The sequence below is a fragment of the Spirosoma horti genome (genome assembly GCF_054776595.1).
On record NZ_BAAHBQ010000003.1, the window covers coordinates 699,837 to 716,142 of the forward strand.

General features: G+C 50.1%; 12 protein-coding genes. 4 read left to right on the forward strand and 8 right to left on the reverse strand.

The genetic code is table 11. From position 1 onward, the window contains the following. Window positions 1-39 precede the first annotated feature (39 nt). The 3 genes from ileS to ACYVAM_RS10680 all read left to right on the forward strand — a co-directional run bounded on the left by ileS (window position 40) and on the right by ACYVAM_RS10680 (window position 6,677). Window positions 40-3,531 carry an isoleucine--tRNA ligase gene (gene ileS / locus ACYVAM_RS10670; protein ID WP_461066696.1) on the forward strand — a complete coding sequence of 1,164 codons (3,492 nt, stop codon included), beginning with the start codon at window positions 40-42 and terminating at the stop codon, window positions 3,529-3,531. A gap of 315 nt (window positions 3,532-3,846) precedes the next feature. Continuing rightward, complete coding sequence (locus tag ACYVAM_RS10675) at window positions 3,847-4,245, forward strand: hypothetical protein (RefSeq protein ID WP_461066698.1); 399 nt, start codon at window positions 3,847-3,849, stop codon at window positions 4,243-4,245. Window positions 4,246-4,352: 107 nt separating this feature from the next. Then, entirely contained in the window at window positions 4,353-6,677 is a 2,325-nt protein-coding gene (locus ACYVAM_RS10680; protein ID WP_461066700.1) for a metallophosphoesterase, read from the forward strand. Between the two features lie 102 nt (window positions 6,678-6,779). Here the strand turns inward: ACYVAM_RS10680 and ACYVAM_RS10685 are convergent, their stop codons facing one another. From ACYVAM_RS10685 to ACYVAM_RS10715, 7 genes are all read right to left on the reverse strand, one after another. Beyond that, on the reverse strand, window positions 6,780-7,133 hold the full coding sequence (locus ACYVAM_RS10685) for a hypothetical protein (RefSeq protein WP_461066702.1): 354 nt from the start codon (window positions 7,131-7,133) through the stop codon (window positions 6,780-6,782). Window positions 7,134-7,390: 257 nt separating this feature from the next. After that, window positions 7,391-8,287, reverse strand: coding sequence for a 1,4-dihydroxy-2-naphthoate polyprenyltransferase (locus ACYVAM_RS10690; RefSeq protein ID WP_461066704.1), 897 nt, complete (start codon window positions 8,285-8,287; stop codon window positions 7,391-7,393). Between the two features lie 89 nt (window positions 8,288-8,376). Continuing rightward, the gene (locus ACYVAM_RS10695; RefSeq protein ID WP_461066706.1) at window positions 8,377-8,997 is read right to left on the reverse strand and encodes a glutathione peroxidase; all 621 of its coding nucleotides are present in this window, start codon (window positions 8,995-8,997) and stop codon (window positions 8,377-8,379) included. A 66-nt stretch (window positions 8,998-9,063) separates the two neighbouring features. Next, window positions 9,064-10,848: an arginine--tRNA ligase gene (argS, locus tag ACYVAM_RS10700; RefSeq protein WP_461066708.1), complete on the reverse strand. Its 1,785-nt coding sequence runs from the start codon at window positions 10,846-10,848 to the stop codon at window positions 9,064-9,066. A 59-nt stretch (window positions 10,849-10,907) separates the two neighbouring features. After that, window positions 10,908-13,343, reverse strand: a complete 2,436-nt coding sequence (locus ACYVAM_RS10705; RefSeq protein WP_461066710.1) for a penicillin acylase family protein — start codon at window positions 13,341-13,343, stop codon at window positions 10,908-10,910. 62 nt (window positions 13,344-13,405) lie between these two features. Continuing rightward, window positions 13,406-13,765 (reverse strand): hypothetical protein, encoded by a 360-nt coding sequence (locus ACYVAM_RS10710; protein WP_461066712.1) that lies wholly within the window; start codon window positions 13,763-13,765, stop codon window positions 13,406-13,408. A gap of 84 nt (window positions 13,766-13,849) precedes the next feature. Next, window positions 13,850-14,944 carry a serine hydrolase gene (locus ACYVAM_RS10715; protein ID WP_461066714.1) on the reverse strand — a complete coding sequence of 365 codons (1,095 nt, stop codon included), beginning with the start codon at window positions 14,942-14,944 and terminating at the stop codon, window positions 13,850-13,852. A gap of 140 nt (window positions 14,945-15,084) precedes the next feature. Between ACYVAM_RS10715 and ACYVAM_RS10720 the strand changes: the two genes are divergently transcribed. Next, entirely contained in the window at window positions 15,085-15,636 is a 552-nt protein-coding gene (locus ACYVAM_RS10720) for a hypothetical protein (protein WP_461066716.1), read from the forward strand. 69 nt (window positions 15,637-15,705) lie between these two features. On the opposite strand, the gene ACYVAM_RS10725 is transcribed toward ACYVAM_RS10720, so the two are convergent. Next, the gene (locus tag ACYVAM_RS10725) at window positions 15,706-16,302 is read right to left on the reverse strand and encodes a hypothetical protein (protein WP_461066718.1); all 597 of its coding nucleotides are present in this window, start codon (window positions 16,300-16,302) and stop codon (window positions 15,706-15,708) included. Between the last annotated feature and the right edge of the window lie 4 nt (window positions 16,303-16,306).

The window sequence follows — 16,306 nt, forward strand, 5'->3', positions numbered from 1 at the left end:
CAATTGGCTTTAGTTATCAAACAAGACCAATTGGCGCGTATGATCCTCTCAGACGTGACGTATCAGCAATATGAGTCCCTCGATTACGCGAAGATCGCGGCCGAGGTTTTAACGTACTGGAACCAGAATCAGGTTTTCGAACAGTCCATCGCGCTCCGCGAAGGAAAGCCCGCGTTTACATTTTATGAAGGACCACCTTCAGCCAATGGAGCGCCCGGCATTCACCACGTAATGGCCCGGACGATAAAGGATATTTTCTGCCGCTATAAAACGCTGAAAGGTTTTCAGGTTGACCGCAAAGGTGGCTGGGATACACACGGCCTGCCGATCGAGTTGCAGGTCGAGAAAGAACTGGGTATCAATAAAGACGCCATCGGAAAACCCGAGTCGGAAGGCGGTATCAGTGTCGAAGACTACAACCGGAAATGCCGTGAAACAGTCATGCGCTTCACCGACCAGTGGAACGACCTGACCCAGAAAATGGGCTATTGGGTAGACCTTGACAACCCGTACGTTACCTATAAAAACGAATACATCGAGTCGGTCTGGTACCTGCTCAAGCAGTTATATGACCAGGAAGTGGATGGCAAAAAAATGCTCTACAAAGGCTACACCATCCAGCCCTATTCACCAAAAGCCGGTACGGGCCTGAGTTCGCATGAGTTGAACATGCCCGGCACCTACAAGGATGTTCGGGATACAACCATCGTGGCGCAGTTTAAGGTGAAGCCCAGCGGTAAATCGGGCTTTCTTTTCTTCGACTCCGCCGATGCCGATGTGTATATTCTGGCCTGGACCACCACGCCCTGGACACTGCCGGCCAACTCGGCCCTGACCGTGGGGGCGAACATAGACTATGTGCTGGTCAAAACGTTCAACCCCTACACGCACCTGATGGTGCATGTGGTCATGGCCAAAAACCTGGTTAGTCGCTGGCTAAATGAGAAAGGACAGGTCGATGCCGTTCATAGCCGCAGTGGCGGACCATCCGCTTTTGACGCGTATCTGCCAACGGATAAAGTAGCTCCGTGGACGATTGTTTCTGAGTTTAAAGGCACTCACCTGGAAGGCGTTGAATACGAACAATTGATGCCCTATGTTCAGCCAGACAGGCCTGCGTTTAGGGTTATTCTGGGTGATTTTGTCACAACCGAAGACGGTACGGGTATTGTCCATACCTCGCCGACGTTCGGGGCCGATGACTTTCGGGTAGCGCAGGCGGCCGGCATCCCGCCCATCATGGTGAAGGACGAAACGGGTAAAGACGTACCTATTGTGGATAAACACGGCCAGTTTGTGGATGAAATCACCGACTACGCCGGTCGCTATGTCAAAGAAGAATACTATTCCGACGAAGAACGCGACGACCCGGATTTCAAGCCGACGGATGTGCTCATTGCCATTAAACTAAAAGAGGAGAACAAAGCGTTTCGGGTCGAGAAATACGAACACCCCTACCCGCACTGCTGGCGGACCGACAAGCCGATTCTGTACTATCCGCTGGATAGCTGGTTTATCCGGACAACGGCAAAAAAAGACCAGCTCGTCGAACTTAACAAAACCATCAACTGGCAACCTGAAAGTACGGGAACCGGCCGCTTTGGCAACTGGCTCGAAAATCTGGTCGACTGGAACCTGAGCCGGAGCCGTTTCTGGGGAACACCCCTGCCCATCTGGCGCAGCGAAAGCGGAGAAGAGGTGTGCATTGGGTCAATTAAAGAATTAGGCGAATTGGCGTCAAAAGCTGTTGAGTCAGGAAAATTAAATGAACAACAACAGGAAAAGAACAAGGCATTTATAGCAGCCTTACTTGCCAATCAACTCAACCCTGAAGTTGAGTTTGACTTACACCGGCCTTACGTCGACGAAATCTATTTCGTCTCAGAAAGTGGTCAGGTGATGCAGCGCGAGTCTGATCTGATCGACGTTTGGTTCGATTCGGGGGCAATGCCCTATGCACAATGGCATTATCCATTCGAGAATCAGGACGTGTTTAAGAAAGCATTTCCGGCGGACTTTATCTCGGAAGGCGTCGACCAGACGCGTGGCTGGTTCTTTACGCTCCACGCCATTGCCGTCATGCTGTTCGATTCGGTCGCTTTCAAGAATGTGGTTTCGACAGGTCTGGTGCTGGACAAGAACGGCAATAAAATGTCGAAGCGGTTGGGTAATGCCGTCGATCCGTTCGAGACGCTGGGTAAGTATGGTGCCGATGCCACACGCTGGTACATGATCACCAATGCGGAGCCCTGGGATAACCTGAAGTTTAACACCGATGGCATTGGCGAGGTGCAACGGAAGCTGTTTGGCACCTTATCGAATACCTACAATTTCTTTGCGCTATACGCCAACCTCGATCAGTTTTCGTTCTCAGGGCGCACCGTTCCCGTGGCCGAACGCCCGGAACTCGACCGGTGGATTTTATCCAAGCTCCAGTCGTTGATTCTGGAAGTCGAGCAGCAGTTTGACAGTTATAACCCAACCAAAGCCGGGCGGGCGGTTCAGGACTTCGTGAACGATCAATTGTCCAACTGGTACGTTCGGTTATCACGTCGGCGCTTCTGGGCCGGGGCATTGGATGCGGGCGAGTTGACCACCGACAAACGGGCGGCTTATGAAACGCTGCACGAATGCCTGACAACGGTTTCGCAGCTCATATCACCTATCGCTCCGTTCTACGCCGACTGGTTATACCGTAACCTGACCGAAACGGGTGCCTCCGTGCATTTGACGGATTTCCCCCTAGGCGACCAGACCTTGATCGACGCTGAACTGGAACGGTCTATGGAGCTGGCCCAGCAGGTATCCTCACTGGTCCACTCGCTTCGCAAAGGCCACAAACTGAAAGTTCGTCAGCCATTGAGCCGCGTACTGGTTCCTGTGTTGAATGCCGATACCCGCCGTCAGATTGAGCACGTTAGTCCAATCATCATGTCGGAAGTAAACGTTAAGGCCGTCGAGTTTGTGGATGATGCCAGTGGTATTCTGAAGAAAAAAGTGAAACCGAACTTTAAAGCCCTTGGCCCGAAATTCGGCAAACAGATGAAAGAAGTGGCAGCCGCCATTACCTCCATGACAGAAAGCGATTTGAAGGCGCTGGAACAAAATGGCGAACAATCCTTCATTGTTCAGGATTCACCGCTCGTTATCTCCCTGGCTGATGTCGAGATTCTGACCGAGGATATTCCCGGCTGGCTCGTAGCCAGTGAAAGCGGAATAACCGTTGCCCTGGATGTGACATTGACTGACGAATTACGCGGAGAAGGCATTGCCCGCGACTTTGTAAACCGGATTCAGAACCTGCGTAAAGACCGCGATTTCCTGGTAACGGACAAAATTCAGATTGTGCTGGAACGAACCGATGAGGTACTTGCCCAGGCTATCGAAACTAACAGTGACTACATCCAGCAGGAAGTGCAGGCTGTCTCCTTAAGGCTGGTCAACGACTTGAATGGATCGGCTACGGAGTCTACCGTGGCTGAAATAGACATGGACGAGTTTCAACTGCGACTTAAAGTAGATCGAGCGTAAGTACGAACGGACACCTGTATAGAAAGCAAAAGTCACTCTGGTCCAGGGTGACTTTTGCTTTCTACAGACCTGATTGACCCAACTGTTTTGCAAAGGATTGGCCTGCTACCGTAGATTCAGGCGTCCTTTTTACTAAAATGAATTGTCTGGCTACAGCTCTGTGTTAACATTTTTTCAAAATTGTTAATAGTATACACAGTTATACAGGACAACGGCACGAATCTTGTAGATATACCACTGAGCACTAGTTGTACACTACTGTTGCTTTCGCATAAGCCTGGTTCAACGTTTACACGCCTTTAAACACCTACAACTTTGGTCGATTATTTACGCACTACCTTACACTCATTCGTCAATAATTATCAGGCCGTTATGTGGCGGTTACGTGAGTGTCCACTCAATGATGAACAGCTAGGTATTGCCGTTGGTTTGAGTGGCAATGCCATCCGCAACCGGCGCTCCAAACCGGACCTCTGGAAGCTATCCGACGTTGAGCGTTTAGCGACCTACTTTACCTTACCCATTACGGCCTGCGTTCAGTTAAACCAGGTTCTTAATGAGTTGCCTACGAATCTGAAAAGCCTGCCGCCCGATGAACGCAGGCGCCTGGAGAGGAAATTACTCTTCAAAATAGCTCAGCTGGAGTCCTATAATCAAAGCGATTGGCCTATTCGCTATCTGCTGCGTATGCACCAGTCGTTGGTTCGCAATTAAAAATCAACATACGATCTACTTAATACACCGATCACCGAATATTTAGTTACAAAATAGGAGGTTCTGCTTTGGATACGTAGTTTTACGGTGACATTAATACCCACCGTATGAAGATTAGTCTATATGTAGCGTTAATCTTTTCCTCCTATGTTAGTCAAACAGCGTTTGCCCAGTCGCCAAAACTTGTTCGAGGACCTTATTTACAGGTGGTTACGCCAACCTCTGTTGTTGTCCGATGGCGTACTGACCTGCCCACTACCGGCCGGGTCTGGTTTGGGACTTCGGCAAGCCAATTGACAAAAGACATCCGCGAGTCACAACCAACGCTTGAGCATACTCTGACCCTATCGGGGTTACAACCGGCCAGTCGGTATGCCTATTCCATTGGCTACGATGACACCCAGCTCACAACTGGGCCTGACTACTACGTCAAAACAGCCGTACCCGCTGGAGACACCCGTCCTCTTCGTTTCTGGGTACTTGGCGATTTTGGTAGCGGCACTGACAATCAGCGAAATGTTTATCAGGCCTATCTCAAGGCAACCGCCAACCGCCCGGCCGATCTATGGCTTTGGCTAGGCGATAATGCCTATTCCTTTGGTCTGGAAGAAGAATACCAACAATTGGTTTTCCCTATTTATGCGCCCAGCCTACGCAATACACCGCTGTTTATAACACCCGGCAACCACGACTACGCCGACAGCGAAACTAATTTCAACATCGCGTATTACAAGCTGTTCTCATTTCCCGAGAAAGGGGAATCGGGTGGACTTGCCTCTAATTCAAAGTCCTACTACTCAGCCGACTATGGTAATGTGCATTTAATTTCGCTCGACTCGCAGGGACGGCAGGATGGCCAATATCGGCTTTATGATACAACCTCGACCCAGGTGCAGTGGCTAAAGCGCGATCTGGCGGCCAATAAGCTACCCTGGACGATCGTGATTTTCCATCACCCACCCTACAGCAAAGGCGGTCATAACTCCGACACCGAGTTATCCATGAAGCTTATTCGGGAGAATCTGACGCCTATACTGGAGCGTTATGGCGTCGATCTGGTTCTGAATGGGCATAGCCACGGCTACGAACGAACCTATCGGCTTAAAGGGCTTCGTGGCCTGGCCAACACGTTCAACGCAGCCAGCAACATTGCAGAGAACACTTCGGGCCGATATGATGGGTCGCCCAACTCGTGCCCAATCCTGACGAAAGGCCAGGGAACAATTTATATCGTAAATGGATCTGGCGGGCAACTGGGCGGACGATCGCCCGACTTTCCTCACCCGGCTACCGTTTATAACAACACCACGCTGGGCGGGTCGATGCTGCTTGACGTCAATGACAACCGGCTGGACGCCCAGTTTGTCATGTCCGACGGTTCTGTACTGGACAAGTTCACGGTAATGAAGAACGTGAACAAAACGGCTTCGATCACGGCCGAGTTTACCGATACGCTCCAATTCACGGCCTCCTGGACAGGAGACTACCGCTGGTCGAGTGGACAGACTAACCGGACAATACGCTACACAGCCAACCAGGCCGGTACGACTCCCGTTATTGTTACAGACTCCCGACAATGCCTGACCGACCAGTTTACAGTTTCGGTGTCCCAGCCGCCTAAGCTGACTACAAAATTGGTAGGCTCGACGGCGGTTTGTGTTGGCAGCACGTTTGCCGTTACGGCAATCCCCGAAAACACGACGAAGGCCGCTGGCTGGCAATACGATGTCCTTTTATCCGACGCTTCCGGCAATTTCCTGCCCGAACGAATTGTTGGCTCCGGCAGCTTAACCACCCTGAAAGCCACCCTCCCAAACACGCTACCCCTCGGAACAGGTTACCGAGTACAGGTACGGCCGCGGGGTATTACCTACGCCCAACTCGTTGCCAGCGACGGGTTTACGATCAAGGCATTGCCAACGGCAACCTTAACGGGATCGACAACGGTGTTGCAGGGCCAGCCCATCTCACTCACGCTGAACTTTACCGGCGACGGCCCCTGGCGCGGCAGTTTATCCGACGGCACAACCTTTTCGGGCAGCGCGAATCCAACGATTCTGACCATTCAGTCAACAAAATCGATGGTCTATTCAGTAGCCAGCGTTGAGAACAGTTGTGGACAAGGGCGCGTATCGGGGCAGGCGTCAGTAACGGTTTTGTTGCCCACAGCGGAGGAAGAATTTGCGGGTGGCCAGCTGAAAATTTTTCCCAATCCGACTCACGAAGTCGTGTATGTAGAATTGACGACGACTCAGAAAAAAGACGTTAGTGTAACGATGTATGACGCCCAGGGCCGCTCGGTCTTTCAAAAGCAGTTTGGTCAGGTCAACGCCGTTTCAGAAACCATTTCGATGCCAAATGCTGCTGGAACGTACCTGCTTACCATTCAGGCCGGGCAGAATAAAATAACGCGGAAGGTCGTGAGGCAATAGACGATGTTAAGTCGTGTTTTAGAACAACGAGTTATGGTATGAGATTTTTCCTAGATCAAGCTCTTTCCAACTACGAGAAATTTCTTGTTAAAACTGAACACATCAAACATCAAAGTACGCTTTTGACGTTAAAAAGCAGCCAATAAAAAAGAGGATGAATAAGACAACGTTCGTTGTTCCTCCTTTTTGAAGTTGCCTACCGGCAGGAAAAAGCATCCTGTAAGCGCCTAAGGTTAAGATCAGCCAACCTAATATCGTTATAACTAAAGTCCATTCAAGGTTCCAGATATTATGACAACGAACAATAAAAAGACCTCCTACAAATAATACTAAACCATTTAAAGATACAACGGTCGGATCGATCCTTCGCCAGATTTCAAAATTGAGATATTCCGATAACGGTAGTATCATTAAAGTTGGCCCTAGAAAGCCAGCTAGTTGAATCGAAATATCCATTAATATCCGTTTTTTTATACGAATAATTAGTTCTAATAGTAATATACGTTATATGTTCTATAAATGCGTAGCTGTTGCAAAAGTCTCGAAAGCCATTAGTTAGCTTAATAAATGAGTCCAATTTAGCTCCCTCTTTCGGCTGGAACAAGCGGTGAACAGGGTATTACTAACGCATGGCAAACTTTTGCAACAGCCACCATCTTTACGTTAACCCGAAGTGAAAATATAACGCTGCCCTATCAATTTATATAATAAGCCTACAACACCTGCCCGAGCCCAAACAGGACTACAAACAACAACGTAGTCAGGGCAAGCTGCCCAAGCCGGGCGTTAAGCTCCGCCGGGCGTTTGTGCGTCGCAATAGCGCGGCCATTCAGGATAAATAACGGGAAGGACAGCAAATAGAGATAGCCAACGGCTGCAGCATCAGTCAGAAATGAATACGCTACCGCACAAGCCATACCCGTGATGAGCAAGCCCCAATGGTAACGAATGGCCAGTGGCAGACCAAGGCGCGCCGGAATGGAGCGTTTCCCGGTCATGGTATCGGTTTCAATGTCCCGAATATTGTTGACGTTCAGGACGCCCGTAGCGAACAAGCCAACACTTGTGGCGGGTAGGAGCAGTAAGGGGCTGAATGACAGCGTGTAAAGGAAATACGTTCCCAGGACACCAACCCAGCCGAAGAAAATAAGCACGGCAATGTCGCCAAAACCAGCGTATCCATAGGGCCGTTTGCCATTCGTGTAGCCAATGGCAGCCGCAATACTCAGCAAGCCCAGCACAAAGAAGAACCAGAATATTTTCGGTCCGGCATCATAAAAAGCCACAGTTAGCAGACCAATTCCACAAACCAATGCCAGCACCGACATCAGGATAATGCCCCGCAGCATGGCTTCTTTGGTTATGTCGCCGGTAGCCACGGCCCGGCGGGGACCTACCCGCAGCTCGGTGTCCTTCCCCGAAACGGCATCGCCATAATCATTAGCAAAATTGGACAGGATCTGGAGGAAAATAGTCGTCAAGATTGCCAGAACAGCAATCTGCCAGTTAAAATGGTTATTAGCAAAGGCGAGAAAACTCCCGAGAATAATACTGGCTAACGCCAGGGGTAATGTACGCGGCCGTGCAGCCGCAATCCAGCTCTTTGTCATGAGTGAAAAGAGCGAAAGAGTGAAAGAGTGAAAGAGTGAAAATGGCTGCTATCCCTTTCTCACTCTTTCACTCTTTCACTCTTTCGCCTTTAAATGCCTACTGCTTTTTTAAACTCTTCGTCAGTCGGCTTTACTTTCGACGCGAAGAAGTTCGTCAGTTCGCCTTTTTCATTGATGACGTATTTGCAGAAATTCCAGGTTGGCACTTTGTCGTTCCAGCCATTCATCGACTTGTCGGTCAGCCATTTGTAAAGCGGAGACTGATCGGCACCCAGTACAGATACTTTCTCGAACATAGGGAAGGTAACACCGTAGTTTTTCTGGCAGAACGTAGCAATTTCTTCGCTGCTGCCTGGCTCCTGGCTACCAAAGTTATTGGCGGGAAAACCCAGTACAACTACTTTGTCGCCGTGTTCTTTGTAGAACTTCTCCCAATCGGCATACTGTGGGGTGAAACCGCATTTCGATGCCACGTTCAGGATAACGACTTTCTTGCCTTTAAAGCCGCTTAACGATACAGGTTTACCATCCAGGGATTTAACTGTAAAATCGTACAGACTTTTGGTTGGAGCAACGGCGTTAGCTGGAGCAGCAACCGCTTCTTTTTTGTCGCTGAAAATTCCCTTAACTAAAGTTGATAAAGACATAAAACTGGTGAGGGTCGCAACAAGTACGACACCGATTAAAGTAAAAACTAAATTCTTTTTCATGATTAGTTTAACAGTTAGTAGACTTGGGTGAAGGTAAATTAAAAGCACTGAAACATAAGCAACTACCTACATTCTTTCGGGAACGTCTATGCCCAATAAACCCATTGCCTTACGAATAGTTTCACCAACGGATTTTGACAAAATCAGCCGGGCATGAAGCTTAACGGCGTCCGTTTCCTGAAGAATTGACAATTTATCGTAAAACTGGTTAAATGTCTTCGCCAACTCATACGCATACTGCGCAATGTAAGAAGGAGCAAAGTCCGTTCCGGCCTCGCCAACCCGTTGCGGATATTGACTAAGCAAAAAAACTAATTGTTGTTCAATGTCATCTAACTGCGTAGCTGAAACAGTTCCTTCGGCCAGCCTATCCCTCTCCCTTGCTTTCCGCAAAATGGACTGAATTCGGGCATACACATACTGAATATAGGGACCCGTGTTGCCGTGCAAATCCACGGACTCTTCAGGGTTGAATTGCATTCGTTTCTGCGGGTCAACTTTCAGCAGATAGTACTTCAGGGCACCCAGGCCAAGCATTTGAAACAGGGCTTTTTTCTCGGCTTCATCAAATTCGTCGAGTTTGCCTTTGGCCGCTTCATCGGCGGCCGTCGAAGCGGCATTTGTTGTTTCCTGAATCAAATCATCGGCATCGACGACAGTTCCTTCCCGCGATTTCATTTTGCCCGTTGGCAAATCGACCATCCCATATGACAGGTGGTACAACTCACTGGCGTAGGGTCTCCCCAACCGGCGCAGGATAGCGAACAGCACGTTAAAGTGATAGTCCTGCTCATTGCCAACTACCCATATCTGGCGGTCGCTATGGAAATCCTGAAACTTCAGATCAGTCGTACCCAGATCCTGGGTCATGTAGACCGATGTCCCATCGGAACGCAGAACCAGTTTCTGATCCAGCCCTTCTTCCGTCAGATCAATCCAAACAGAGTTGTCGTCTTTACGATAAAAAACACCTTTCTGGATTCCTTCCTCCACAATTTCTTTGCCGAGCAGGTAGGTATTGGATTCGTAGTACGTCTTGTCAAAACTAACCCCAATGGTTTTATAGGTCGTATCGAAACCAGCATAAACCCAGTCATTTAGCTTGCGCCAGAGGGCAACCGTCTCGGAATCGCCCTGCTCCCAAAGCCGCAGCATCTGCTGCACTTCGAGCATTAGTGGAGCCCGTTTTTCGGCTTCTTCTTTTATAGCTCCCTGGCTGACCATCTCTTCAACCTGGGCTTTATACGCCTTGTCGAACAGGACGTAGTATTTCCCGATCAGGTGGTCGCCTTTCATGCCCGCCGACTCGGGTGTTTCCCCATTGCCAAACATCTGATAGGCCAGCATCGACTTACAGATATGAACGCCCCGATCGTTGACGATACAGGTCTTCACGACGTCATAACCACTTGCGGCCAGAATCCGACTGACCGAATCGCCCAGAAAGTTATTCCGTAAATGGCCGAGGTGAAGCGGTTTGTTGGTGTTGGGCGAGGAGAATTCAACCATCACCGATTGCCCTTTTTTCGGCAATATGCCAAAGGATGGGTTAGTGGCTATATCATTAAGGACACCAAGCCAGGCAGCATCAGCAATGCTAATATTTAGAAAGCCCTGCACCACATTGAACGCACGCACGATGGAGCTGTTCTCAAGTAGCCAGTTACCGATAGCCTGCCCAATTTGAGCGGGTGCCTGCCGGAGCACTTTTGTGTAAGGAAACGTAACGAAGGTGTACTGTCCTTCAAACTCTTTTTTGGTCGGCGTAAGCTGAACAGTGCCGGCAGTACCGGGATAAAGTTCGGCGATTGACCGTAAAATATCGGCTTCTACTATTGATTGAATATCCATTACCCACAAAAGTACGAAATGTAGCGCTTACTGTAGCGCGGACAGGATGTCCGCGTTACTCAGGGCTTCAGCACCGTCGTTTCTTCAGCAACCGTCTTGATTTTCTCTTTTGAGAAAAAGACCGGGAAATAGCCGTTCTCGGCCCAGAGTGGAAACAGGTCGCTATAGTGCGGACTGGCGGGATCGCCCGATTGGCCGGGGCTGTTGATACCCAGCGTTTTGTCCCAGTCTTCGGTATCCACCAGAATGCGAAACGACGCGCCATGCGTTTGATTCAGGCTGTTGGCGGTGGCATTAACGGTTTCGCCATAACCACCCCGCGCCACCGGGCCCAGATTGATTTTCCGACGCATGGCCTCGTCGACCAGATTGCTGAGCGGATGCATCAGGGTGATGTGTTTATTCTTTCGCTGTCCATACACCCAATCGTCCATGTCGGAGCCAAGCCGGGTGGTGAGTTCGGTAACCGCCCGATCCAGACAGTTTAATAGCAAACTATCGCGGGCAGTTGTAGGAATAAGTAAGGCGTCGATGACTCGTTTGGTTGGCAAACTTTTCAAATACGGCCGGGCATTGGCAGACACTTTTTCGAGGTACACCGCCTGCTTCAACTGTTCTTCCCAGGCTACGTAGATGGACGCGGGCACCGAGTTGGTGGTAAGTTTATAATCCCACCGACGAAGGTAGCTCAGCGCCTGTTCGGTACGGTCATTGGGAGAGGCCAGGTTCTGAAGCAGGGGCACCAGCGTTCGGGCCGGAATAGAGAGGTAATCGGCCTGTAGGGCCATAAAATCGACCAGATTCTTGCGGGTGCCATCGTTCAGCACTTCCTCGATTCGGTGCGCCCGCGAGGGACTGGCCCAGGTCCAGCCAATAGCATTTCGATTGGGAAAGTTAACCGGGGTCAGGTTATTATTGGCCGTCACGACGTACCCTTCGGGCGGGTTGAGTTTGTTGGGTAGCTTCTCGATGGGCAAAAACCCACCCCATTCAAACCGACCATCGCCAGGCACCGGCAACAGACCCGTATAACTCTTACCCTGGCTAGACTTCCGAATGGGCGACAGGCCCACGGCCTGCCAGCCAATTGTCCCCGTTTTGTCTGCCCAGATCATGTTCTCGCCCGGCACCCGGCTAAACAGGCAGGCCTGCCTGAACTCGGCCCAGGTACGCGCCTGATTCATCCGTAAACTAGCCAAGTAAGGTGCCGAACCAATCTCAAGCCCACCCGTCCGAATCGCGTAGGCTTTGTGGTGTTGGGCGTCTTCAAAAATAACTGGTCCGTGCCGGGTGTACTTTAACATAGCCTTTACCGATTTGCCCCCTTTTACGGGAATGGTTTCCGTCAGGATTTTCATCGACTCCCATTGGTATGCCGACCCCTTCCCCTTATACCGATACTGATTTGGATTAGCCGGGTTGGTTTCATAGACGTACAAATCCTCATTATCAGTTTCAAAAATGGTCAGGCCCCAGGCACCAAACTCATTGTGCCCGACCGAAACGCCCGGCAGCGTTGGCTCTCCCGCCCCCACCACATTCCAGCCCAGCGTGGACTCGCCCGGCGTGGATGCGCCCGGCGCGTGTAAGTGTACCCAATACCGCAGGGATGGCGTCGATTGTGCCCGGTGCGGGTCGTTGGCCAGCATTGGGTAGCCACTCGCCGATTTAGCGCCCGATATAACCCAGTTGTTAGAACCATTGTAGTTCTTTTCGGCCTCGAAACCAGCATCAGTCCCCAAAACAGGACCTGACTTAAGTAAGCGGGCTTCATCTTCGTCGGCTTTGGTCGCCAGTCCTTCAAATTTTAGCGGCAGACGAAAAGCCTCGTACAATTCCAGGATGGGTTGAAAAAGCTCGTCTCCATTCACGTGCAGCGTAAGGTCCGGTTCGGCCGATGTCGCGGCTGGATGAAACCACTGTAATTCGCGGAGCTTATCAGGCCCGACCAATTTGACCAGCCTGCCGTAATTTAATTCCTCCCGAACATTATACATGAGGCCCTGATGGCGGCTAATGACAACCTCGGGCGTCCACAGGCCGGGTTTTGTTTTGAGTACCTGAAATTCGAACGGGAGCTTTTCAGGGGTTTTCAGGATCTGACTAATATAGGCGTTGATCCCCTCCACAAAGGCCCCAACGATTTGCGGCCCGCGCGGATGGTAATGCAGCAGTTCTTTTTTTATATCTCCTCTATAGCGAAACAACCGGGTACCTATATCCCGCTTAACTTCTTGCGGACCAAGCAACTCCGATACCGTACCCGTGGCCTGTCGACGCCAGATCTCCAGCTGGAACAGCCGGTCCTGAGCTGCCGAATACCCCTGCGCAAAGAATAGATCGTGCTCATTTTTGGCAAAAATATGATTGACGCCCCACCGATCGCGAATGATCTCGACGGGTTGCTGAAGTCCGTCCGTCTGTATCGTTTGGCTCGACTGGGCCGGACAATAAATGGGCAGAAGAACGATGATCAGAGCAAGTAATTGGCGCATAGGCTGAGTTTATACCCTGAACATACTAAATTTTCTCCGTCAATTTGCCCATCTCCCGTTTATCAGTGCGGTTCAGGGTGTTCCAGCGTTAAGGAAGCCGTTGCCAAACGACCGCCGGTCAGCTGCCTTGCTGTTGTATAAGCTCGAAAAACGAAAGGAACGATATCGACCCCATTGTCAGTGGGAAATAAACCCGTCTGGCTATTCAGGTTATTGACAAAAAGAGCAATAGTCAGGTTGTTCGGCAATTTCATCCAGATTGTCCGCAAACCAATGTACGGTACACTGCTGTCATAATACCACCAGCCATCGTGGTAGGCGATATCACCAAGACTGGTAGCGGCCCGGAAACAACCCAGGTTATTGAGCAACAACGTATCTTTATACGCCGTGGTCAACACCGACTGATCCGTTGAGGACAAAACCGTAGCGTACAGTTTACCGGCTTCGCGTGGTGTCAGATACCACCCATAAGCGCCCAGCGTAGCATAAAAATTACCAGGGTTTCATCCTTTACGACCCGCTATGTACGGATATGTATAGCAATAGGTTGGATCACCGACTGGGTACGTCGGAACAGCGTCCTGGATATCTGCTTTTGCGAGGACATTACTCTGAACATAAGCCAGATAGCGTTGCTGTGTCTGTTGGTCATCGACCGCATCGCTCCCGGCAAACACATACCCGGTGATGGCCGGTATCAGCACCCGCATCAGCCCAATATTCGCGTTCTGATAACAGTACTTCCCCCTGTTAGCGGCTTGCACGCCATTGGCAATAAGCTGTTTCAGACCGGAATAAATATTTTCGCTGTAAGCGCCATTCAGGCAATTGTTGCCCAAACCAATGAGCCCACTCCGGTGATTGAATAAATCATAAAAGGTTATCTGATCAATGTTAGGTCCTTTAGTCCAAGATGGGGGCAGATACGGGCTGATTTTATCGGTTGTTCGAATGCCTTTTTGAGCGGCCAGTTGGGCAAAAGCCATAGCCGCTATCGTTTTGCTCATACTGGCAATGTGCATCTTCGTATCGATAGTATATGGTTTCTGGCCTTCCACGTCGATTGACCTGGACTTGAACCCACCCGACCCCGATGCCTTTAGTTCATCATTCTCATAAATGACGAAGCCATACCCAATATCGCGGTTCTGAAGGAGACTGGTCAGGGTCTGGGCAAACGCGTCGGTCAATTTAACTTGCACCAGAAATGTAACAGCCGAACTGTACGCCGTGCCCGTTGGGGTGGTCAGATACGCACGGGCAAAATAGGTTGCGTTGTTTTCCAGGCCCGTCAGTGAATCGTTCAGGCTGAAAGGCAGCGAAGATATCGTTAGGGAGCGGGTTGTCTTGCTATCGGCCAGCGTTGGCAGTGCATTTGTTTTCGACCAGACAAACCCTGCCGTGACGGCCTTTCCGGTTGGTGCAGCAAGCAGGTCAGCAGATAGTAAAGCCGTTGTGTTCGCACGGGTGATGACCGTGGGCGTTGCCCCAAAAGTTATGACATCACTAGCTGGTGGCGTTGGATCCTGATTATGCTTGCAACCATACAGCACGGCCAGTATAAAAAAGCACAGTTTACTGAGTGTAGACTTATTCATAACGTTGACCTATTGGTATTTCCGGTAAAGAACGTACACTACTGACCCTGTACAATCCACTAATTTATTCACCGGAAGGCTTGGTTTGTTTGCTGCCCATATATGAACTTTAGCCAGCAAATTCTGATCCCGGCTCAACCATGCTCTTTTCCTTAACGCGTAAAGTAACAAAGTCATTTCTGCACAAGCTCCTGGTTATTTGTCAGCTAATTATGCTGACTGGCTGCATGAATGTATCGATACAGAGCAATGTAAAACCAGACGACAAACCCGAGTTCAAGCGCATTCTCGTTGTGTCGAACCTACAGCATATGGTACCAACCTACCTGGCCCGTTTTCAAACCGCCTTTCCATCTGGTTATCAGGTATGCACGGTATCCAATAGCTCCATTGACTTTGATAGCCCAGAAGAAGCCATTGACAAAAAACGACAAGCCTGCCAGAGCGAGGTTAGTTTGAGCATCGACTTCAATCGTAATTACACCTCTGGTTACGGTAAATACATCACCTCGAATAATGAACTTCTGCTGGTTATGACTAATCTGGCAACCAACAAACCTTTTTGGAAAGCCATTGTTACGACGGGTGGCCTCAATGAAGTGCCTCCCCGGGAGATTGTTCAGCAACTCATCAAAGACGGAATTATTGGCGGTGCGATACCGCTCGAGAAATCGTACCAGTCTGATTATTAACACAAAAAAGAACGGGATAGACACCGGCTCGATAAGCAGCATCTACCCCGTTCGTCGGGCTTCGTTACCTTATCCTTTCACACTACTCAGATAAGTCTTATTGCCGTTTTTATTGATGTAAAACTTTCCTCCACGCGGACCCGTCATTACTTTCTCGCCATTGGGGCCTTTTTGAGACGGATCAACTGGGGCCTTGTAGTCAGCCGGGGTTGCCTTTTCTTCTTTCATCTGCCCGGTCGCGCTTTTCGCCTTGCTCATTTTGTCATCTTTCAGACCCGAGTTATCAGTCATCTTATCGGCCTTCCTGGCCGCTTTATCTGTCGTTGTGGCCGCAGCCGTTGTCCCGTCGGCGGCCGCTTTTTTGGCTGCTTTAGCCGCTCTGGCAGCGGCCATCCGATCGTTCATGGCCGCTTGCTTGGCGTCATCGGTCATAGCACCGGCGTCCGCTTTTGCTTCTTTGGCCGCTGCCTTTGTATCCTTTTTAGCATCTTTAGCGGCATCCTTGGCCGCTTTCGTTTCCGCTTTAGCGGCTGATTTGGCCGAAGCATCGGCCTCTTTCATCTCTTTTTTCGCTTTCTCCTTCGATCCTTTTGTGTCCTGGGCAACGCCATCAAAGGCGACTGCCAGGCTAAGGGAGAGACACAGAACTAACAGTTTCTTTTTCATTGTT